This window comes from Nonomuraea antimicrobica (genome assembly GCF_039536965.1).
Classification (GTDB): Bacteria; Actinomycetota; Actinomycetes; order Streptosporangiales; family Streptosporangiaceae; genus Nonomuraea; species Nonomuraea antimicrobica.
In genome coordinates this window covers 164,537-186,626 of record NZ_BAAAZP010000238.1, presented here as the reverse complement: position 1 = coordinate 186,626, position 22,090 = coordinate 164,537, and the positions used below count along the sequence as shown (strand labels likewise).

Here is a 22,090-nt window from a genome sequence, read left to right as displayed (position 1 = left end):
GATCTTCGGGGGATGTGTCGCCACATGGGCATTAACACGGAGCTACGCTGAGATCGCCATGTGGACGAAACTCGTGCCGGTCACGGCACTCATCGCCTCGGTCGCGCTCACCGGCGCGACCGCACACGCCGAACCGACGACGCCGGTCGGCGGCAAGGCGCTGGGCAGCCGCGGCCTGGTCGCCCCCGAAGGCGTCAAAAAGCCGCCCAAGAGCAAGGCTACTTCGTACGTCATCGCGGACGCCGACACGGGTCAGGTGCTCGCCGCGAAGGACGCGCACGGGCGTTACCTGCCGGCCAGCACGCTCAAGACGCTGACCGCGCTCACGCTCATCCAGAAGCTCGACAAGGAGCGCAAGGTCCGGCCCAGCCAGAACGCCTGCAACCAGGAGGGCAGCGCGGTCGGGCTGACGCCCAAGGTGACTTACAAGGTCGACGACCTGTTCAAGGCGCTGATGATGTCGTCGGGCAACGACGCCGCCATGGCGCTGGCCGAGACGAACGGCGGCGTCCCCAAGACCATGAGTGACATGAACGCCGAGGCCAAGCGGCTGCAGGCGTACGACACCGTGGCCAAGACGCCCAGCGGGCTGGACGAGCCAGGACAGAGCAGCTCCGCGTACGACCTGGCGCTGATCGCCCGCGCCGGCCTGGCCAACCCCGACTTCAAGCGCTACATCAGCACGAAGACCGCCAAGTTCCCGGCGCCCAAGGGCCACTACGAGATCAGCAACCACAACAAGCTGCTCTGGCGCTACGAGGGCATGGTCGGCGTCAAGAACGGCTGGACGTCCAAGGCCCAGGCCAGCTTCGTCGGCGCGGCCACCCGCGGCGGCCACACGATCGTGGTGAGCATCATGCGGCACGAGGGCTTCTTCTGGGACGAGGTGGCCTCGCTGCTCGACTGGGGCTTCTCGGTACGGGGCAAGGTCACCCCGGTCGGACAGCTCGTGGACCCGGTACCGGCCGGAGGGCTGGCCGCGTCCCAGCAGCGTCCTGGGGGCTCGCCCGCGCCGGGCGCGTCCGGCGCGGCCTCGGTCACGCCCGCCGCGCAGCCGCCGCTGCTCGGCGCCGCCGCCGCCAAGCAGACCGACGACACCAGGATGGTCGGCTCGCTGGTGATCGGCGGTGGGCTGCTGTTCGGGCTGCTCTGGCTCGGGTTCGGCATCCGCCGCAGGCGCCGCCGCTCAAGCACCTGACGGCGGGAGCGGTGACGGGGACGGCGGCGGGCCGAGGCCGGCGGTCGCCGTCCAGGCGGCCACGAAGAGCACGAGCCTGGCCGAGAAGTTGATCCAGACGAGCAGCCCGACGATCACCGCGAACGTGCCGTAGAGCGGGTTGCCCAGCGTGGTCGCCAGCAGCAGCGTCGCCACCTGCTTGAGCACCCCGAACCCGAGCGCGCCCAGCAGCGCCCCCTTGGCGATCACCCGGAACGGCCGGATCGGCCCGGCCACCCAGCCCAGCAGGATCACGAACAGCACCCAGTCGGCCCCCACGCTGGCCGCCACCCCCAGCGCACGAAGCCCGAGGTTGCCCAGTACGGACCCGCCGCCGAGCACGACGTCCATGACCTTGTCCGTGGCGGTCGTGGCGAACCCGGCGACCAGCACGGAGCTGATCGCCGTCACGCCGAGCAGGATCAGCGAGGCCAGGTCGCGCAGCTTGCCGAGGAAGAAGCCGAACGGCGGCGTGGTGATCATCGACATCTCGCGCAGCGCCCCGCGCAGGACGTCGAGCGCGCCGAGCCCGGCGTAGAGGAGACCGAGCAGGCCGATGATCCCGGCGGTCTCCTTGGTCCTGGCGATGTTCTCGAGGGGGAGCTGGGCGGCGATGCCCGGCAGTCGTTCCTCGATGGCCGTCTGCAGGGCGTGCCGGGTGGTCTCGCTGGTCGCCACCGTGAACCCGAGCACCGCGTACGACAGCGCCACCAGCGGGAAGAACGACAGGAACGCGAAGTAGGTCACCGCACCCGCCAGCCGGTCACCCGACTGGACCTCGTAGCGCTGGACCGCCCTGAGCAGATGGTCGAGCGACGGTCTGCGGACCCGCCAGCGCTCCAGCCCGGCACGGCCCCAGGCCCTCACCGACGCGACGCGTTCCGTCAAACTCGCCATCACACCCACTTCCCGGGGGCCTCCTACCCTGAGCCCGGGACGACGATCACGCGTCGCCCGGCCGCGGTGACGCAACCGCCCGCCGCACCGGCGCGGCGTCACCGGGAGCTCGGGGACAGCCTGTTCACGCCAATGGTCTGACCGGAAATGCGAGCAACGTTCGGATTGCCTGCTCTGTCACCGGCTCGCCGCTCCCCTCCTCGTGCTCTCTGAGCAGGGCGGAAACCAGTACAGGCGGACTTCGAGAGCCCTAGCCTGTGGGGTGTTGCGACCGATCCAGGAGGCGTCAGGCCCATGGCCGAAATCAGCACCGGGCAGATGGTCAGGCTTCAGCGCGAGCGGCGGGGAATGAGCACCACCGCGCTGGCCACACAGTCCGGCTGCACCCCCAGGCACATCGAGCTGATCGAGCACGGCAAGCGAACCCCCTCGCTCCCCCTCCTGCGGGAGATCGCCAAAGTGCTCGGCGTGCGTACCGCGGTGCTGTTAGGAGAGACCCCGCGCGACTCCCACGAGCCCAGCAGGCCGCAGATCAGCGACATCGAGCGGGCCCTGTTCACGTGCCGTTCGCTGGTGACCGACATCGAGCCGCCCGACGCCGACCAGCTCGCCGAACGGGTGACGGCCGCGCGCAACGCCTGGTTCACCTCGGCCTGGCGCTACTCGATCCTCATGAGCGCGCTGCCGTCGCTGATCACCGGCGCCGAGAGCCTGGCGCTGACGCCCACGCCGCGCGCCCTCACCGTGGCGACGGACGCGTACCTGCTGGCCAGGGGGGTGCTGAAGCACCTGCGGCGGGTGGACCTGGCCCACCTCGCGGCCGACCGGGCGATGCGCTTCGCCGAGGAGTCGGCCGACCCGCTGATGATCGCGTGGGCGCACTGGAACCTGGGGCAGTCGATGCTGTCCGACGACATGCACCAGATCGCCTACGACGTCGCGCGGCGCGGCCTCGAGTTCCTGGAGCCGCACACCAGGGACGGCGACGACCGCCACATCAAGGCGCTCGGCGCGCTGCACCTGCTCGCCGCGATCGCCGAGGCCCGCATGGGCGACGACGACCAGGCCAAGGAGCGGGTACGCGGCCCCGCCGCCCGGCTCGCCGAACGCGTCCAGGACGGCTCGGACGTCTACGACCTGGCCTTCTTCGGCCCCACCAACGTCGCCATCCACATGGCCAGCATCGAGAACGACACCGGCCACCCCGAGGCGGTGCTGCACATCGCCGACGACATCGACCTGCGCCGCACGCCGTCCATCGAGCGGCGCACCACGCACCTCGCCCAGGTGGCCCGCGCCTGCGAGGACCTCGGCGACGACGCCGCCAGCCTGCTCCACCTACTGCGCATCGAGCGGGAGAGCCCGGAGGAGCTGGACCACAAGCTGCTGCTGCGGGAGATGGTCAGGTCGCTGGCGCGGCGGGCACGGCCGTCCTGGGCCCCCGAGGTGCGCCATCTCGCCGAACGGCACGACATCCCCATCTGAGCCCCGCGTCCGAGCACCCCACCGGAGCCGCCCCATCTGGGCGAACTCAGAGTTCGGGCGCGGCGAACACGGAGTTCCTGCGCCCGAGTTCGTCACACTCAGGCATCTGGATGCCACTCTGCGTTCATGACCAGAGCGCCCAGTGCTGATTTCGTCATGGAACGTCTGATGGAGGAGGCCACCCGCGAGTTCCCTGGGTGGTCCTTCGAACGAGACCGTTCCGGCTGGACGGCCGTCCACGACAAGACCCGGCTCACCAGGCCCAGCCTGGCGGCCCTGCGCGCCATCCTGCGCGTGCACCGGGTGAGCCGCGGGAGCTGAGCGGGCCCGCCCACCGAGGCGAGAAGGGCCGGACACACCCAAAGGCGTGCCCGGCCCACGAGCTTCGGGACGTCAGAGCTTGGGCAGGAAGCCGACCCTGTCGCGCACCCGCGCCATGGTCTCCCTGGCCACCGCCGACGCGCGCTCGGCGCCGATCGCCAGCAGGCGGTCGAGCTCGGCCTCGTCGGACAGCAGCTTCTCCGTGCGCTCCCGGATCGGCGAGAACGCCTCGACCACGGCCTCCGCCACGTCTTTCTTGAACGTGCCGTAGCCCTGACCCTCGTAGCGGGTCACCAGCTCGGGGATGGACGTCCCGGTCAGCGCGGACTGGATGCGCAGCAGGTTGGAGATGCCGGGCTTGTTCTCCTCGTCGAAGAGCACCTCGGAGCCGGTGTCGGTGACCGCCCGCATGACCTTCTTGCGCAGCGGGCCTGGCTGCTCCAGCACGTCGAGGATGCCCGCCGGGCTGGAGGACGACTTCGACATCTTCGCCGTCGGGTCCTGGAGGTCGGTGATCTTCTCGACCTCCTTGAGGATGTACGGCTCCGGCAGCGTGAACGTGTCACCGAAGCGGTGGTTGAAGCGCTGACCCAGGTCGCGGGTGAGCTCGAGGTGCTGCTTCTGGTCGGCCCCGACCGGCACCCGGTTGGCCTGGTAGATCAGGATGTCGGCGGCCTGCAGGATCGGGTAGGTGAACAGGCCGACGCTGGCCGCGCTCTCCCCGAACTTGGCCGACTTGTCCTTGAACTGGGTCATCCTGGCCGCCTCGCCCATGCCGGTGAGGCAGATCAGGATCCAGGCCAGCTCGGTGTGCTCGCGTACGTGCGACTGCACGAAGACGGTGGACCGCTCGGGGTCGAGCCCGGCGGCGAAGAGCTGGGCCGCGGCGACGCGGGTGCGGCGGCGCAGCGCGGCGGGCTCGGTCGGCACGGTGATCGCGTGCAGATCGACCACGCAGTAGAACGCGTCGTGGGTCTCCTGCAGCGTGACCCACTGGCGGACCGCACCCAGGTAGTTGCCCAGGTGGAAGGAGTCTGCCGTGGGCTGGATGCCGGAGAGTACACGAGGTCTGGCCATAGCTGGCAATTGTGTCAGGAATCCAGCTCGGGGGGCGACTCGACGACCGGACGGCGTTTCACCCTGACCCTGGCGATCCGCCGGCCGTCCAGCTCGGTCACGGTCAGCTCGAAGCCGGAGAACTCCACCCGCTCCCCCACCGCGGGGACGTGCCCCAGCATGGCCATGACGAAGCCCGCCAGCGTCTCGTAGGGGCCGTCGGGCAGGCGGATGCCGGTCTCGGTGGCGAAGTCGTTGAGGTTGGTCAGGCCGTCGATCTCGATCTCGCCCGCGGGCAGGACGACGACGTCCTCCTCGACGTCGTACTCGTCCCTGATGTCGCCGATCAGCTCTTCGACGAGGTCCTCCATGGTGACGATGCCGGCCGTGCCGCCGTACTCGTCGACCACGATGGCCAGGTGCTGGCCCTCGTCGCGCATCTCGTTGAGCGTGCTGAGCAGGCGTTTGGAGGCGGGCACGAACTTGGCGGCCCGGATCGGGACGACCGCGCTCATCGGCTCGGTACGCCCGGCCAGCTCAGGCGCCAGCAGGTCGCGTACGTGCACGAAGCCCACCACCTCGTCGTACGACTCGCGGTAGACAGGGAAGCGGGAGTGCGGGAGCGCGGCGGCCAGCCGGGCGGCCTGGTCCAGCGGCGTGTCGGCCTCCATGAACTCCACCTCCGTACGCGGCAGCATCACCTCCCTGAGCTGCCGCTTCCCGGCGGCGAAGACCTCGCCGATGAGCTTGCGCTCGTCGGCGGTCAGGTCGGTGTGCCCGACCACCATGTCGCGAAGCTCCTCGGTGGTGACCTCCTCCCGGTCGGCCGCCGGGTTGCCGCCGAGCAGCCTGACCACGCCGTCGGAGGACTTGGACAGCATCCAGATGATCGGCCGTGACAGGGAGGCGATCCGGTCGAGGAACGGGGCCACGAACAGCGAGAGCCCCTCGGCCCGCTGCAGCGCCAGCCGCTTGGGCGCCAACTCCCCGAGCACCAGCGACACGTACGAGATCGCCAGCGTCACCAGCACGAGCGCGAGCACGGGCGCCACTCCCCTCGGCACCCCCCAGCCCTCCAGCGCGGGCGCGAACTGCGCGCCCAGCCGGTCGGCGCCGAAGGCGGCCGACAACATGGTGGCCACGGTCACGCCGATCTGCACGGCCGACAGGAACCTGTTGGGGTCGCGGGCCAGCTTGGCCACGCGCTCGCCGCGCCGGCCGAGCCGCGAGAGCTTGCGGACCTGGCTCTCCCGCAGGGAGACCATCGCCATCTCGGCGGCGGCGAAGAAGCCCCCGATCAGAATGAACAGCAGGACCAGGGCGATGTTCGCCGCGAGGGTGTCAAACATGGTGGTTGGCAGCGTACTCGTGGGTTTTCCCGCGTATGCTGAACGGCAAGCCGTACAAAATCAAACATATTTACACAGGAGTACACGTGAAGCTCTTGGTCACCGGAGGGGCCGGATACATCGGCAGTGTGGTCGCGGCGCAGCTCATCGAGGCCGGGCACGAAGTGACCGTACTCGACGACCTGTCGACCGGGCATAAGGACGCCGTGCCGGAGGGCGCCCGGTTCGTCCGGGCGGGCATCACCGAGGCGGGGCAGGCGCTCGACGGCGTGCACGCGGTGCTGCACTTCGCGGCCAAGTCGCTGGTGGGCGAGTCGGTGCAGCAGCCGGACCTCTACTGGGCCAACAACCTGGGCGGCACGCTGGCGCTGCTCGACGCGATGCGCGAGCACGGGGTGGACCGGATCGTGTTCTCCTCGACGGCGGCCACGTACGGCGAGCCCGAGCGCTCCCCGATCGAGGAGGGCGACCCGACCCGGCCGACCAACCCGTACGGCGCCACCAAGCTGGCCGTGGACACCGCGCTCAGCGCGTACGCCGGGCAGCGCGGCCTGGGCGCGGTGAGCCTGCGCTACTTCAACGTGGCCGGCGCCTACGGCCGCTACCGCGAGCGGCACACCGTCGAGACCCACCTCATCCCGAACGTGCTCAAGGTCGCGACCGGCGAGCGCGAGTCGGTGAGCGTGTTCGGCACCGACTACCCCACGCCCGACGGCACCTGCGTCCGCGACTACATCCACGTCGCCGACCTGGCCAGGGCCCACCTGCTGGCCCTGGAGGCCACCACGCCCGGCGAGCACAAGGTCTACAACCTGGGCAACGGCACCGGCTTCTCCGTGCAGGAGGTGATCTCGGTCTGCCGCGAGGTCACCGGGCACGAGATCCCGGCCGTGGTCGGCGACCGGCGTCCCGGCGATCCGGCCGTGCTGGTGGCCTCGTCCGCCAGGATCCAGCGTGACCTGGGATGGAAGGCCGAGCGGGCGTCGCTGCACGACATCGTTTCCGACGCCTGGGGAGCGCTTTCTGGCAAATGAGCCCTGCGGCGAGGAAATATGTGCTGTGATACCGAAATGTGAGGAGCTTTTCACCAAGGGTCACGAAGCTGGTCTTCGGTGCGCTGATCATGGTGGGCAGCCTCCTGGCCGCAGCCGGCGTGATCTTCGCGACCTCCCAGCCCGCGCCCGCCGGGCAACCGACGTCCTGCCCGCATGGGTTCCCAGGAGGGGCGACGCCGCACTGTCCAGAGGTGGCCCCATGAACACTGGCCAGAGATGGCCCATGAACGCGGACGCGCCCCCGCCTCGACGAGAGACGGGGGCGCGAATCGGCGTGCTCAGATGGAGCGGCGTGCTCAGATGGAGCGGCGTGCTCAGATGAGGCCGAGGTCGCTGACCGCCTGGCGCTCCTCCTCCAGCTCGCGCACGCTGGCGTCGATGCGCTCGCGGGAGAAGGCGTCGATCTCGAGGCCCTGGATGATCTCGAACCTGCCGTCCGCCGCGCGTACCGGGAAGGACGAGATGAGGCCCTCGGGCACGCCGTAGGAGCCGTCGGAGACCACGGCCGCGGAGGTCCACTCGGTGCCGTTGACCCAGTCGTGGACGTGGTCGATCGCCGCGTTGGCGGCCGAGGCCGCCGAGGAGGCGCCGCGCGCCTCGATGATGGCGGCGCCGCGCTTGGCCACCGTCGGGATGAAGGTCTCACGCAGCCACTCGGCGTCGACCTGCTCGGCCGCGACCTTGCCGCCCACCTCCGCGTGGAACAGGTCGGGGTACTGGGTGGCGGAGTGGTTGCCCCAGATCGTCATCTTCTTGATCTCGGTGACCGGGACCTGGAGCTTGGCGGCGAGCTGGGACAGCGCGCGGTTGTGGTCGAGCCTGGTCATCGCGGTGAAGCGGTCGGCCGGCACGTCGGGCGCGTTCCGCTGGGCGATGAGCGCGTTGGTGTTGGCCGGGTTGCCCACGACCAGGACCTTGATGTCGTCGGCGGCGTGGTCGTTGATCGCCTTGCCCTGCGGGCCGAAGATCCCGCCGTTGGCGCCGAGCAGGTCGCCGCGCTCCATCCCGGCCTTCCGCGGCATCGCGCCGACCAGCAGCGCGACGTTCGCGCCGGCGAACGCGACGTCAGGGTCGTCGGTGATCTCGATGCCGGACAGCAGCGGGAACGCGCAGTCGTCCAGCTCCATCGCCGTGCCCTCGGCCGCCTTCACCGCGGCGGGGATCTCCAGCAGCCTGAGCTTGACCGGTGTGTCGGCGCCGAGGAGCTGCCCCGACGCGATGCGGAACAGCAACGCGTAGCCGATCTGGCCGGCGGCTCCGGTGACGGTCACATTGACGGGCACCTTGACGGGCGCAGTGGCTGACGACGCCATGGCCTTCCCCTAACTCGCAGCGTGAATCATTGACGTTGGGGATGTTACCCGCATGTCATCAGCAATTTTCCATCGCGGGCACCTTCAGCTCCTCCTCGAAGTCCACGTTCCCGAACTGGCTGGTCAGCAGCTTCTGGACGACCCCCGTGGCGTAGAGGTCGGCGATCACGCCGGACACCGCCTTGCAGGTCTTCACGTCGCCGTCCTTGATCCCGACCGCGTAGCGCTCGTTGGTGAGCCTGGCCCCGAGGATCTTGTAGCGGGCGTTCTCCCTGGCCGCGAACCCGGCCAGGATGAGATCGTCACCCGGCACCGCGTCCACCTCGCCGGACCTGAGCAGGTCCATGCAGGCGGCGTAGTCGCTGGCGGCGTACGGCTCGACCTTCACCCGGTCCTGGACCGCGCCGACCGACGGGCTGTTGGGCGCGCAGATCTTCTTGCCCTTCAGGTCGCCGAGCTTCTCCACGCCGCCGCCCGCCCGCACCAGGACGTCCTGGTGCGCCAGGTAGTAAGGCCCGGCGAACTGGGTCTCGCTCCTGTCGATCGAGTAGGTGGCCAGGACCAGGTCGACCTGGCCATCTGCCAGGGAGGTGGCCCGGTCGTCGCGGCCCACCCTGACGAAGGAGACGTCCGTCGCCCCCAGCCCCTCCGCGATGCGTTTGGCGATCTCGACGTCGAAGCCCTGGAAGTCGTCACCGTTCTGCAGCCCGACGCCCGGCAGGTCGCCCTTGACGCCGATCACGATCTTCCCGGTGCGGGCGACCTTGTCCACCACCGTCGCGAAGCTCGGCTCGGGCCCGGTCGGGCCGACGGTCGGGCCGACCATGCCGCCGAGGGTCACGGGACGCCAGCCGTTCACTAACAGCGTGATCACCGCGACGGCGGTCAGCACGAGGGCGGTCAGCAGCGTCAGCCACACCTTCAGCCGCCTGCGCCGCGCGGGCGCGCCGGACTCGGTCGCCTGGTACGGCACACCGCCGGGCGGCGCCGTCGCGGCGGGATGGCTCGGGCCGCTCGCCGCCGTGACGGCGTCCTGACCGGTCACGTGCTGCTCGACGGCCTGCTGCCCAGTCGTGTGGCCCGTGGTGTGCTGGCCGCCCGTCTGGTGGCCCGTAGCGGGCTGCCCGGTCGTACGGTGGTCCTGCGGGGCCGCGGCACCCGCCTCGGTGCCCTGTCCGGCCGTCGCCCCGCCCGTGCCACCGGTCTGGGACGGCGACGGCGGCACCACGGACGAGCCCCGCCGGCCCGGCTGGTCGGTGATCGACCCGGCCGACACCCTGGTGAACGGCGTGGTGTCGTCACCGGCCAACTGGACGCCCCGGGTGAGCACCGCCGTGGAGGCGTTGACCGTGGACGACTGCCCCAGCAGCCGCAGCAGGATCTGGTCGGCGGAAGGCCGCTCGGCCGGCGACTTGGCCAGCGCCGAGCGCACCACGCTGCGCAGCGGCTCGTGCATCATGCCGACGTCGACCTCGTGGTTAAGGATCCGGTTGAGCACGACCGCGATCGACTTGCCCTCGAAGGCGACCGTCCCCGTGGCCGCGAAGGTGATGGTGGCGCCCCACGAGAACACGTCGGTGTAGGGCCCGATGTCGTCGCCGGCGATCTGCTCGGGCGCCATGTAGGCGGGGGTGCCGATCGCCCGGCTGGTGATCGTGCCGGTGGAGTCGATGATGCGGGCGATCCCGAAGTCGACCACGCGCGGCCCGTCGGCGGCGATCAGCACGTTGTCGGGCTTGAAGTCGCGATGCACGATCGAGGCGTGGTGGATCGCGGTGAGCGCGGTGGCGGTGCCGATGGCCAGCCGGTCGAGCACCGTGCCGGTGAGCGGCCCGTCGGTCTCGATGATCTCCCGCAGCGGCCGGCCGTCGATGTACTCGCTGGCGATGTACGGCGTGTCGCCGTCGAGATCGGCCTCCATGACCCGGGCGGTGCAGAACGACGCGACCCGCTGCGCCGCCTTCAGCTCTCGGGCGAAGCGCGACCTGGCGATCGTGTCACCGCTGAACTTGACGTGCAGGAGCTTGATCGCGGCCCGCTCATCCTGGTCGTTGACCCCCAGGTAGACGATCCCCTGGCCGCCCTCCCCGATCCGTCCGGACAGCCGGAAGGACCCCAGCTCGGTGGGATCGCCGGTGACCAGCGGCGAGATCTGCGGCATACGTCATCCCCACGTGTACAGAACCCATCGACGCAAACTTTACGACGCTCAGCAACTTCTCAGGAATCGGTTGAGGGTTAGGCACGTCACGGGTTCGCCTCTTTCGGCGCCGGTACCGGGCACTTGCGTCCCCGGGACGCGAGCGGAGAGGCTCTGATCATGGATCGCCTCCACGACATCGTGCTCTTCGGCGCCACCGGGTTCACCGGCGCGCTCACGGCCGCCTACCTCGCCCGCGAGGCCGGCCCCGGCACCCGGTGGGCGGTGGCCGGGCGCGACCGGGCCAAGCTCGAACGGCTGGTGGAGCGGCTCGGGCTGGACGTGCCGGTCCTGGTCGCCGACGCCGCCGACCCGGCCTCCCTGGCGGACCTCGCCCGCCGTACGCGGGTGCTGGCGACCACCGTCGGCCCGTACGTCCGGTACGGCGAGCCGCTCGTCGCCGCCTGCGCCGACGCGGGCACCCACTACCTCGACCTGACGGGCGAGCCCGAGTTCGTGGACCGCGTGTACGTCCGCTACCACGACCGGGCGGCGAGGAGCGGGGCCAAGCTCGTGCACGCCTGCGGCTTCGACTCCATCCCGTACGACCTCGGCGTCCTGTACACCGTCACCCGGCTCCCGGAGGGCGTCCCGCTCAAGGTCAGCGGCTTCGTACGGGGGAACGGGCGGCCGTCGGGCGGCACGCTGGCCACCGTGCTGTCCGCGCTCGGCCGTGCCAGGGAGACGGTGGGGCAGGGCACGCAGCGCCGTTCCGCCGAGCCCAGGCCCCGGGGACGCAGGGTCAGCTCCCTGCCCGGCGGCCTGCGTCACGTGGGCGGCTGGGCCCTGCCGATGCCCACCATCGACCCGCTGATCGTCGGCTACTCCGCCCGGCTGCTCGACCGCTACGGCCCCGACTTCACCTACCGGCAGCACTACGCGGTCCGTACCCTTCCCGCGGCGCTGGCGACCGTGGCCGGCGTGGGCCTGCTCGCGGCGCTCGCCCAGGTCCCGCCCGCGCGCCGCTGGGCCGAGGGCCGCCTCGGGCCCGGCGAGGGGCCGTCGCCGGAGCGGCGGGCCAGGAACTGGTTCAAGGTCACGTTCCTGGGCGAGGGCGGGGGCCAGCGCGTGGTCACGGAGGTGGCGGGCGGCGACCCCGGCTACGACGAGTCGGCCAAGATGCTCGCGGAGTCGGCCCTCTGCCTGGCCTTCGACGCCGTCCCCGACCGGGCCGGGCAGCTCACGACGGCCTCGGCGATGGGACGGCCGCTGATCGACCGCCTGCACCGGGCGGGCCTGACCTTCGCCGACAGGTCCTGATCCCGCCCCGCCGCCCTCCCCCGCCCGGACGAGGCGCGCTCAGTAGGGCAGGCTCCACGTGGTGAACGCCTTACGCAGGTACGGGGCCTTGAACTTCGGATAGGCCACCGTGCGCACGTCGCCGTCGGACGTGTAACGCATGTCCGGGTTGTTCTTGAGCCAGTCCAGCCACGCCGCCGAGCAGAACTGGGCGCAGTCGCCCTTCTTCTCCATGACCTTGATCCGCGGGATCCCCGCCGGGTCGAACGCCTTGCTGAACGGCGCCGCCGCGGGCGTGTAACCGGCCAGGAACGCGCCCAGGTGGTGGTAGTCCTTGCCACGCAGCGCCCAGTCCTTCTTGCTGGGCTGGTTGCCGTACGGCAGGGCGATGGTGGTGGGCTTGATGTAGGCCAGGGCGGCGATCTCCTTGCCGATCGAGCCGATCTGCTCCTCGACCTCCTTCTCCGGGCGGCCCCGCAGGTTGAGGTGGTCGCGGGTGTGGTTGCCGATCTCGAAGCCGTTGTCCTTGAGCCAGAGCAGCGTCTGCGCCTGCTCCTCGCGGACGGTCTTGCCGAACATGTCGCGCGTCACGTAGAAGGTGGCCTTCGGCTTCCAGCCCGGATGCGCGGCGGCCACCTCCTTGAGTATCGCCACCGCGGTGTCCTTCTGCGGGACGCCCATCTCGTTCAGGGTGAGCTGCGACGGTGACGAGTCGTCGAACGTCAGCACCACGGGATGCTTCCCGGCCGGGATGTCGATCTTGCCGACCACCATCTCGGCGGCGGTGATCGGCACGTAGTCCTCCCGGACCAGCCGCTCCAGGTCGGCCCTGAACTGCTGCGGCGACCGGTCGTCCGTCGTCTGCGGCTTGGCCACGATGCGGTGGAACATGAGCACCGGGATCTGCCCGAGCTCGTTGGCCTTGACGCTGGCGGCGGCCTTCACCTTGGCGGCCTTGGTCGCCTTGAGCCTGGCCGCGGCGTCGACCTTGTTGTCCGTCAGCTTGGCGGTGTCGGACTGAGAGCCGCAGCCCGTCAGGATGGCGGCGGTGGTGAGCGCCCCCAGCCCACTCAAAATACGCAGTCGCATCCTAACCCCCCGAGACACGTACGACTGTTGCGAGGGGGCTCATACCCAGGTGATCAACTGCGCCACGCCGCGAGATCGTCAAGACATGGGAAAACGCCGCCGCAGCGGCCCTCCACGCCGGGGCGGCGTGCGTCCTGGAGGCGGCCCCCGTACGACGAGGGCCGCCCCGGACGTCACGCCGAGGGGGGTCGGCGCCCTACTTCGGGCGCAGGCCGGACTCGATGGCCTCGATGATCCGCGGACGGAGTTCGGCGGCGCGGATGACGGCGTCGACGGAGCCGACCTCGACCGCCCGCCGGATGTCGTGCACCCGGTCGAACTCCGCGGCCACCTCGCCCAGCTTCTCCGCGCGGACCGACGACCGCAGCTCGTCCAGCTCCGCGGTCAACGCCGCCCTGCCGGTGCCCGAGGCCGCCGCGACCCTGGCCTCCAGCTCCTGGACCCGCGGATCGGCCGCGGTACGGGCGTTGACGTCGCCGGAGAACACCACCGCGGCGGCCGGCGCGCCGCCGAGCACCGAGGCGAACGAGCCCTCCAGCGCGAGCACGGTCATGTTCGGGTTCAGCGCCTTGGAGAACACCACGAACGCGCCGCCGTGGTAGCGCGAGATCACGCAGAACACGATGGGCCCGCGGAAGTTCACGATCGCGCGGCCGATCTCCGCCCCGTACTCCAGTTGGAGCTTGCGCATCGACTCCGGCGAGCCGTCGAAGCCCGACAGGTTCGCCAGCACCACCAGCGGCCGGTTGCCGCTGGCCGCGTTGATCGCCCGCGCGGCCTTCTTCGACGAGCGCGGGAACAGCGTGCCCGCGGTGTAGGTGTCGGGGCCGTCGGTGGGCGGGAAGCCGCGCCGCGGGACCGCGCGGGACTCGATGCCGAGCAGGCACACGGGCATGCCGCCGAGGTGCACGTCCTGCACCACCGCGGTCTCCGCGTCGGCCATGCCCGCCCAGCGCTCCAGCACCATGTGGTCCTGGTCGGACAGCGCCCGCATCACCGTGCGGATGTCGAACGGCTTCTTGCGGTCGGGGTTGGACACGCTGGAGAAGATCTCGCCGACGGTGGTGAAGTCGCTGCCCTCCATGGCGTGCGGGAAGCCGGTGACGTCGCGGTCGACGGGGTCGGTCGTCATCGCCCGCCGCGGTGCGTCCTCGCCGGGTGCGACGTAGGTGTGGTCGTAGTGCGCCATCAGCACGTCGCGGGCGGCGGTCAGGTTGGGGGCCCAGTAGTGGGCCTGCCCGTTCGGGCCCATCACCCGGTCGTAGCCGCCGATGCCGAAGTTGTCCTCGGCCGACACGCCGCCCGAGAAGTCGAGCGACTGCTTGCCTGTGAGCACCATCGCCGAGTCGGGCGTCATGACCAGGATGCCCTTGGTGTGCATGAGCATGGTCGCCTCGGCGTTCCAGTACGGCTGCGCGCCGACGTTGATGCCCGCGACCACGACGTTGATCTCGCCGCCGTCCTGGGTGAACTCCACGATGCGCTTGAGCGCGGCGGCCACCCAGTCCATGTTCTCGGTGCCCGACTCCATCGAGATGCGGGCGCCGGCGGACAGCGCGTACCACTCCAGCGGCACCCGCATCCGCTCGGCCAGGTCGAGCGCCGCGATCACCCGGCGGCACTCCGGCTCCGACAGCGCGCCGAGCGACTTCGTCGGGTCGCCGAGCAGCACGACCCTGCTGACGCCCGCCGGGTGCCGCGGGGTCGGCGTGGTGACCACGCCCGCGACGAGCGCCGCGGTGTTGCGCCCCTTCGGCCGGTCGACCGGGACCAGCGCGTGGCCGGCGTCGAGGTCGTGCTCGACGAAGTCGCCGAGCAGGCCGGTCAGCTCGTACGGGTAGACCGTGTTGCGGCTCCGCGCGCGCAGCACCTTCTGGCGGTAGTCGTCCAGCGGCTCGATCGGCTCGATCGACGGCTCGCCGATGGTCAGTTCGGTGCCGCCGGTGGCGTCGAGCGCGATGCGTACGGCGATCTTGGTCAGCTCGCCGGTCTCCCTGTCGCGCTGCCTGGCGATGAACAGGGTCTCCTCCAGCCCGGCGCCCGCGGTCGCGGGCAGCACGCGCCGGGCGATCATCTCGATCTCCGACCGGGTGATGTTGCTGGGCGGCCAGACGTAGACCACGATGCGGTTGGTGTTGAGGCGTCTCGACGGCCGCCGCGCCTGGGCGATGCGGATCGCGTCGACGCAGGCGGCGACGGCGTCCTCCGCCGTGGGCAGCGCGACCAGCCTGCCGTCGTGCTCACGCAGCTCGGTCAGGTCGCGCACCTGGGCGAACGCGACGAGGCGGTCGTCGGACGGGTTCTCCCTGGCCACGCACTGGAAGAGGTAGACCTCCTCGTCAGACGACGGGAGCCGGGTGAGGTCGAACTTGCTCAGCCGCTCCATCTGCATGCGCTGCGCGATGTACGGGTGCAGGCCGCGGATCAGCCGTTCCTCGGCCATCCCGGTCTCCGACGGGCGGAAGGTGAAGTGGTGGTGCATGACCGCCCCGCCGCGTCCTGCGACGGTGGCGGTGATCCTGCGGACCTGGCCGGGCAGCGGGTGCGCGCTCACGATCTCGTGCAGCGCGGCGGCCATCGCGTCGGAGTCCGCCGGCTGCCCTTCCCAGAGGAGGTAGATGTCGGCGTCGACGGCCTCCTCGCCCGCGGCCAGCTCGGCCAGCCCGCGCAGCGCGCCGCCCAGCGTCTCGATGCTCACGGCGGTGGAGACCACGCACGAGCCCGCCCGCTCGGCGATCACGAACGTGCAGCCCGCGACCTCGCTGGTGCGGACGGCGACGAGCTCCTTGTTGCCGTAGTAGCGCCTGGTCAGCACCTCCAGCATGATCGCGTTGTCCAGGTGGTCGCGGACGAGGCGCTGGCCGAGCAGGCGTACCAGCGGCTCGGTGCTGCGTACCATCTCGGCGACGCGCTCGGCGCGGTCGGGCGAGTCGGGGTGGGCGTCGAGGTGGCGCAGGTGCCTGCGGACGTTGGCGTAGACGCGGGCGCGGTTGCGGCGCAGCAGCGGCTGGCCGAACCAGGCGTACACCACGCCCCTGGCGAGGTCGGAGACGACGGGGAAGCGGACCTGCGTGGCGGCGAGGAGGCGTTCGAGCGCGAGGCCGGCGGGCTCGCGCAGCGCCTCGTCCGGCGGCGGCTCCCGCAGCCAGGCGCGCAGCAACGTCGCGACGATCGCGGCGTCGGCGGACGCGCGCTGCTGGGCCAGGAAGATCCGGAAGACGGCGGACTCCAGCTCGCCCGAGCGCTCCAGCTCGGCGACGCCGTAGTGCGTGAGCACCTTGGCCAGCCTGGCCTGGAACGTCTTCGGCAGCCCGGCCCGCTCGACGTCGAGGCTCTGCAGGTAGGTGTGGAAGTATTCGCGCGGGCTGTGCACGTGAGCGTCGCCGCCGCCGCTGTCGTCGCCCGCCGGCCGGTTGCGGCTCAGCTCGGTGAGGTCGGCGAACACCTCGATGAGCGCGATCTCCTCGGCGAGCGGCCGGTGACCGGTCTCGATGACCGACTGGCGCGCGGCGAGGTAGTCGTCGAGCACCCGGCGTTCGTCGTGCGGGTCGAGGTCGAAGCCCAGCAGCAGGCCGCGCAGGTCTTCCTGGCCGCGCGTGGCCCGGCGCCACGCCGGAACCGTCGCCTGCGCGATGGGCAGGTCGAGCGGGACGGCCCCGGCGGCCGTGCTCTCCTCCGCCTCGGCGGCGGCGTCGGCCAGCGGCTCCAGCCGCAGCAGCGGCGCACCGGTCTCCACCTGGCTGCCCACGGAAACGGCGCATTCCTTCAGCCGTGCCCTGAACGGCGCCCGCAGCACCGTCTCCATCTTCATGCTCTCCAGCACCAGCACCGGAGCGCCCGCCTCGACCTCGGCCCCCACCTCCAGCGGCGTGGCGACGACCAGCGCCGGGGCGGGCGAGCGGACGACGCCGCCCTCGTCGCGGCCGACCCGGTGCGCCACGCCGTCCACCTCGACCAGGAGTATGGGCCCGTGCGCGCCGGTGAGCAGGCGGTATCGGCTGCCGTTGACGGTGATCTGCCCGGTGTGCCGGTCGAAGCGGTCGAGCTCGACGTCGGCGGTGCGAGGGCCGTCACCCGTCTCGACGCCGACGCGGAACCGGGTCGCGCCGACCCGCGCGACCCGTACGCGGTAGCCGACGCCGCGCAGCTTGAGGTCGAGCGGCCGGCTGCTCTTGTGCTGCACCTGCGGGCGTCCGCCGAACGCCGTCGACAGCAGCCGCTGCCGCTCGGCGCGCTCCTCCTCCTCGTACGCCTCGATGGCGGCGGCGGCCAGCGCGACCCCGGAGTGGCGGTGCGTGACGAGCCTGTCCTCGCCGCGGACGCGGTCGATCCAGCCGGTGTCCGCGCTGGCGTCGATCGCCTCGGGCTGGTCGAGCAGGTCGAGCACGAAGCTCTTGTTGGTCGCGCCGCCCTCGATGACCACGGTCGTCTGCGCCATGGCCCGGCGCAGCCGACCGAGCGCCTCGTCGCGGTCGCGGCCGTAGGCGACGATCTTCGCGATCATCGAGTCGAAGTCGGCAGGGATGGTGTCGCCCACGCTGACGCCGGTGTCGACGCGGATCCCCGGCCCGGCGGGCAGGTCGAGCCGGACGATGCGGCCAGGGGCGGGCGCGAAGTCCCTGTCGGGGTCCTCGGCGTTCAGCCGGGCCTCGATGGCGTGCCCGCGCTCCACCGGCGGCACGCCGTCGAGCCGGCCGCCGGAGGCCACCCGGAGCTGCGCCTTGACCAGGTCGAACCCGGTGGTGCACTCGGTGATCGGGTGCTCGACCTGCAGCCGGGTGTTGACCTCCAGGAACGCGAACAGCTTGTCGCCCGGATGGTAGAGGAACTCGACGGTCGCCGCGCCGCTGTAGCCGACCGCCACGGCCAGCCGTTCGGCCGACGCCTTCAGCTCGGCCGCCTGCGCGGGGCTGAGCACGGGCGAGGCCGACTCCTCGACGACCTTCTGGTTGCGCCGCTGCAGCGAGCAGTCGCGCACGCCGAGCGCCCACGCGGTGCCCGCACCGTCGGCGATCACCTGGACCTCGACGTGCCGGGCGCCGGTGACCAGGCGCTCCAGGAACACGACGCCGCTGCCGAACGCCCGCTCGGCCTCCTGCCTGGTGCGCTCGTAGGCGTCGGTCAGCTCGGCCTCGTTGGCGATCACGCGGATGCCGCGCCCGCCGCCGCCCGCGGTCGCCTTCAGCATCAGCGGGTAGCCGATCTCGCCCGCCACCGTCACGGCGGCCTCGAGGGTCTCGACCGCGCCACGGCTCCACGGCGCGACCGGCACACCGACCTCCTCGGCGATCAGCTTCGAGCCGATCTTGTCGCCGAGTCTGCGCATGGCCTCCGGGCTCGGCCCGACGAAGGTGACGCCGATCCTCTCGCACAGCTCCGCGAAGGCCGGATCCTCGGCGACGAAGCCCCAGCCCACCCACGCGGCGTCGGCCCCGGTCTCCACCAGCGCGCGCTCCAGCACCTCAAGATCGAGGTACGGGCGCGCCGCGGCCGGACCGAGGCAGTAGGACACGTCCGCTTCCCTGACGAACGTGGCCGTCCGGTCGACGTCGGTGTACAGGGCTACGGTCTCCATCCGCGTCCCGGTCTCCGCGGCGAGGTCCCGTACTGCGTGGATGAGCCGCATGGCGGCCTCACCACGGTTGACGATGGCGACACGACTGAACACCCGAACGAGCCCTCCCGTTGGACCGACCCGGTGGATCGACCCCGTAGACCTACCTCTGCAGACCAACCTTGTGGAGCCAGCCTGGCCGCGCGACCCGCGAGACGCGGCACGGCGGCCCATGGCAATCTTCACTCTGCCCTCTGCCGACCGTCAGCGGCATGTCGCAGACAGCGCACGCTACCCGGCCTCATTTGTGGAAAACGCCCAAAAGACGTCCGCCATGCCGAGCGGCCGGGCACGTGCACCGCACCCGCCCCGAGCCCGCCCCGAGCCCGTTCGGACCCGCTCCGAGCCTGCGCGGCCCCGCTCGCAAGCCGCTCAAGGCCCGCTCAGGCCCCGCAGGGGGCCTGTGACGGCCCACAGGCCCACAAGGCGGGCCCGGCATGCGAGACGGCCCCTACCATACGCGGTAACCGCAGGTAGAGGCCGTGTTCGACGACGGCTAGGCCGACATCTTCTTCTTGAGGTTCTCGTCGAGCGCCCCCAGGAAGTCCTGCGTGGTGAGCCACTTGGCGTCGCCGCCGACGAGGAGCGCGAGGTCCTTGGTCATCTGACCGCCCTCGACGGTCTCGACGCAGACCTCCTCCAGCTTGGTGGCGAAGTCGATCACCGCGGGGGTGTCGTCGAGCTTGCCCCGGTGGGCCAGGCCGCGCGTCCACGCGAAGATCGACGCGATGGGGTTGGTGGAGGTGGGCTTGCCCTGCTGGTGCTGGCGGTAGTGACGGGTCACGGTGCCGTGCGCGGCCTCGGCCTCGACGGTGCGGCCGTCGGGGGTCATCAGCACCGAGGTCATCAGGCCGAGCGAGCCGAAGCCCTGGGCGACCGTGTCGGACTGGACGTCGCCGTCGTAGTTCTTCGCGGCCCAGACGTAGCCGCCCTCCCACTTCAGCGCCGCGGCGACCATGTCGTCGATGAGGCGGTGCTCGTAGATCAGGCCGGCCTTCTCGAAGTCGGCCTTGAACTCGCTCTCGTAGACCTCGGCGAAGATGTCCTTGAAGCGGCCGTCGTACGCCTTGAGGATCGTGTTCTTCGTGGAGAGGTAGACGGGGTAGTTGCGGTTGAGGCCGTACCGCATGGAGGCGCGGGCGAAGTCGCGGATCGACTCGTCGAGGTTGTACATCGCCATCGCGACGCCGCTGCCGGGGAAGTCGTACACGTCGAGCTCGATCGGCTCGGAGCCGTCCTTGGGGGTGTACGTCAGGGTCAGCGTGCCCTCGCCGGGGATCTTCAGGTCGGTGGCGCGGTACTGGTCGCCGAAGGCGTGACGGCCGACGACGATCGGCTTGGTCCACCCGGGGACGAGCCGCGGCACGTTCGACATGATGATCGGCTCGCGGAAGATCACGCCACCGAGGATGTTGCGGATGGTCCCGTTGGGGGACTTCCACATCTTCTTGAGGCCGAACTCCTCGACACGCGCCTCGTCAGGGGTGATGGTGGCGCACTTCACACCGACGCCGTACTTTCTGATGGCGTTCGCGGCGTCGATGGTGACCTGGTCGTCCGTGGCGTCCCGGTGCTCGATGCCGAGGTCGTAGTACTTCAGGTCGACGTCGAGGTAGGGAAGGATCAACTGGTCCTTGATGAACTGCCAGATGATCCGGGTCATCTCGTCGCCGTCAAGCTCGACGACGGGGCCCTCCACCTTGATCTTGGGCATGCGAATGGTTCCCCTTCAATGAATGGATGCGTTGAGGCTATCGGACCGGTCTGTCACGGTGCGAAAAGGGACAGGATCAATGCCTTGAGCCCGTTGTTGTAAAGCAGGAGCGAGGTCAGCACCATCACGAACCCGAACGCGGACAGCGTGATGACGTCGCTCTTCTTGCCCCTGAGGGCGAGCTGCCCGCCGTAGCCGGCGAAGCGCAGCGCGGCGGCGATCATGATGACGGCGCCCAGCGCGAACCCGCCCCAGCGCGGGTCCGCGATGAAGATCACGAGCACGCCGACAGCCGCACCCACCAGGATCAGCGGGTACGGCCCCCAGGTCTCGCGGTCAGTCCCTTGTCGGCTCAACACTCAACGCTCTTCTATCGGCTTCCACTTCTGGTCGGTCTCACCGATGTACTCACTGTCGGGGCGGATCAACCGGTTGTCCGCGTGCTGCTCGATGACGTGAGCGGTCCACCCGGACATACGGCTGACGGAGAAGACCGGCGTGAACAGATCGGTCGGGATGCCAAGGTAGTGGTAGACGGAGGCGGCGTAGAAATCGACGTTCGGATAGAGACCTTTTGTCGCGAAGACGACCTCCTCCATCTCCTTGGACATCCGGTAATACGTGTCGTCGCCGGTGGCCTCGCCGAGTTCGGCCGACATCCTGCGCAGGTGGGTCGCCCGCGGGTCCTCGGTCTTGTAGACGCGGTGCCCGAAGCCCATGATCTTCTCGCCCGCGGCCAGCTTGTCGCGTACGGCCTGGGCCACGCCGCTCGGCGACAACGACTCCAGCGTCTTCATGACCTGCTCGTTCGCCCCGCCGTGCAGCGGGCCCTTCAGGGTGCCGATGGCGGCGACGATGGCGGAGTGCATGTCCGACAGCGTCGCGGCGCAGACCCGGGCGGCGAAGGTGGAGGCGTTCATGGTGTGGTCGGCGTGCAGCACCAGGCACTCGTCGAAGATCTCGACCTCACGGGGGTCGGGAGTGCGACCGGTGACCTGGAGCAGGAAGTTCGCGGCGATGCTCTGCGACGGATCGGGCTCGGGAGCGGTGCCGCCGGTGCGGGCGGCCTGGTAGCGGGCGACCAGCAGCGGCTGCTGGGCCACCAGGCGGGCCGCCTTGCGCAGATTGGCCTCGGGGGCGATGGAGTCCTTGTCCGGATCGTCCGCGCCCGACAGCGAGACCAGCGAGCGCAGCGCCTCCATGGGCTCCTGCTTCTCGGCGATCTCGGCGATGTTCACGGACACCAGGGTGCCCAGCTCCCAGCCCCGCGCCAGTTCCTCGCCGTAGGCGTCGAGCTGGGAGCGGGTGGGCAGCTTGCCACGCTGAAGCAGGTGTGCGGTCTCCTCGAACGTCGCTCGGCCGGCCAGGTCGTGGATGTCGTATCCACGGTAGAAGAGGCGACCGGCCTTTCCGTCGATGTCGCTCAGCGCGGTGGACGCCGCGACGACATCGGCCAGACCTTTCGTGGGCTTGTCCGCCATGAGTGTTTCCTCCGCTTATCTTCGTCCGAAGTCTACCCGTGAGCAGGCAAAACCGACCGCA

At 70.6% G+C, this 22,090-nt stretch carries 15 protein-coding genes; 5 read left to right on the top strand and 10 right to left on the bottom strand.

Features of this window, described 5'->3' with window-relative positions; genetic code table 11:
• Positions 1 to 58: 58 nt before the first annotated feature.
• Entirely contained in the window at positions 59 to 1,198 is a 1,140-nt protein-coding gene (locus ABD844_RS50820) for a D-alanyl-D-alanine carboxypeptidase family protein (RefSeq protein WP_344896726.1), read from the top strand.
• Here ABD844_RS50820 and ABD844_RS50815 read toward each other — a convergent pair.
• Positions 1,187 to 2,113, bottom strand: a complete 927-nt coding sequence (locus ABD844_RS50815) for a YihY/virulence factor BrkB family protein (RefSeq protein ID WP_344896723.1) — start codon at positions 2,111 to 2,113, stop codon at positions 1,187 to 1,189. The two genes, ABD844_RS50820 and ABD844_RS50815, sit on opposite strands and share 12 nt — an antisense overlap.
• A 294-nt stretch (positions 2,114 to 2,407) precedes the next feature.
• On the opposite strand from ABD844_RS50815, the gene ABD844_RS50810 reads away from it, so the two are divergent.
• Together ABD844_RS50810 and ABD844_RS50805 are read left to right on the top strand one after the other, a co-directional pair.
• A complete protein-coding gene (locus ABD844_RS50810) occupies positions 2,408 to 3,598 on the top strand; it encodes a helix-turn-helix domain-containing protein (RefSeq protein WP_344896720.1) in 1,191 nt (396 codons plus the stop codon).
• Positions 3,599 to 3,724: 126 nt separating this feature from the next.
• Entirely contained in the window at positions 3,725 to 3,919 is a 195-nt protein-coding gene (locus tag ABD844_RS50805; protein ID WP_344896717.1) for a hypothetical protein, read from the top strand.
• Positions 3,920 to 3,991: 72 nt separating this feature from the next.
• Here the strand turns inward: ABD844_RS50805 and trpS are convergent, their stop codons facing one another.
• Both trpS and ABD844_RS50795 read right to left on the bottom strand, forming a co-directional pair.
• Positions 3,992 to 4,996, bottom strand: coding sequence for a tryptophan--tRNA ligase (gene trpS / locus ABD844_RS50800; RefSeq protein WP_344896714.1), 1,005 nt, complete (start codon positions 4,994 to 4,996; stop codon positions 3,992 to 3,994).
• A 14-nt stretch (positions 4,997 to 5,010) separates the two neighbouring features.
• A complete protein-coding gene (locus ABD844_RS50795; protein ID WP_344896711.1) occupies positions 5,011 to 6,324 on the bottom strand; it encodes a hemolysin family protein in 1,314 nt (437 codons plus the stop codon).
• A gap of 86 nt (positions 6,325 to 6,410) precedes the next feature.
• On the opposite strand from ABD844_RS50795, the gene galE reads away from it, so the two are divergent.
• Positions 6,411 to 7,358, top strand: coding sequence for a UDP-glucose 4-epimerase GalE (galE, locus tag ABD844_RS50790; RefSeq protein ID WP_344896708.1), 948 nt, complete (start codon positions 6,411 to 6,413; stop codon positions 7,356 to 7,358).
• 335 nt (positions 7,359 to 7,693) lie between these two features.
• Here galE and ABD844_RS50785 read toward each other — a convergent pair whose 3' ends face one another.
• Together ABD844_RS50785 and ABD844_RS50780 are read right to left on the bottom strand one after the other, a co-directional pair.
• A complete protein-coding gene (locus ABD844_RS50785) occupies positions 7,694 to 8,692 on the bottom strand; it encodes a malate dehydrogenase (RefSeq protein ID WP_344896705.1) in 999 nt (332 codons plus the stop codon).
• A 58-nt stretch (positions 8,693 to 8,750) separates the two neighbouring features.
• Complete coding sequence (locus ABD844_RS50780) at positions 8,751 to 10,853, bottom strand: serine/threonine-protein kinase (RefSeq protein WP_344896702.1); 2,103 nt, start codon at positions 10,851 to 10,853, stop codon at positions 8,751 to 8,753.
• A 159-nt stretch (positions 10,854 to 11,012) separates the two neighbouring features.
• On the opposite strand from ABD844_RS50780, the gene ABD844_RS50775 reads away from it, so the two are divergent.
• Complete coding sequence (locus ABD844_RS50775) at positions 11,013 to 12,152, top strand: saccharopine dehydrogenase family protein (protein ID WP_344896699.1); 1,140 nt, start codon at positions 11,013 to 11,015, stop codon at positions 12,150 to 12,152.
• Positions 12,153 to 12,191: 39 nt separating this feature from the next.
• Here the strand turns inward: ABD844_RS50775 and ABD844_RS50770 are convergent, their stop codons facing one another.
• From ABD844_RS50770 to ABD844_RS50750, 5 genes are all read right to left on the bottom strand, one after another.
• Positions 12,192 to 13,220 (bottom strand): polysaccharide deacetylase family protein, encoded by a 1,029-nt coding sequence (locus ABD844_RS50770; RefSeq protein WP_344896696.1) that lies wholly within the window; start codon positions 13,218 to 13,220, stop codon positions 12,192 to 12,194.
• Positions 13,221 to 13,416: 196 nt separating this feature from the next.
• Positions 13,417 to 18,888: an ATP-binding protein gene (locus tag ABD844_RS50765; RefSeq protein WP_344896693.1), complete on the bottom strand. Its 5,472-nt coding sequence runs from the start codon at positions 18,886 to 18,888 to the stop codon at positions 13,417 to 13,419.
• Between the two features lie 442 nt (positions 18,889 to 19,330).
• Positions 19,331 to 20,548 (bottom strand): NADP-dependent isocitrate dehydrogenase, encoded by a 1,218-nt coding sequence (locus ABD844_RS50760; RefSeq protein ID WP_344896690.1) that lies wholly within the window; start codon positions 20,546 to 20,548, stop codon positions 19,331 to 19,333.
• Between the two features lie 53 nt (positions 20,549 to 20,601).
• Positions 20,602 to 20,904 (bottom strand): DUF3017 domain-containing protein, encoded by a 303-nt coding sequence (locus ABD844_RS50755; RefSeq protein ID WP_344896687.1) that lies wholly within the window; start codon positions 20,902 to 20,904, stop codon positions 20,602 to 20,604.
• A gap of 3 nt (positions 20,905 to 20,907) precedes the next feature.
• Positions 20,908 to 22,029, bottom strand: coding sequence for a citrate/2-methylcitrate synthase (locus ABD844_RS50750; protein WP_344896684.1), 1,122 nt, complete (start codon positions 22,027 to 22,029; stop codon positions 20,908 to 20,910).
• Positions 22,030 to 22,090: the final 61 nt, after the last annotated feature.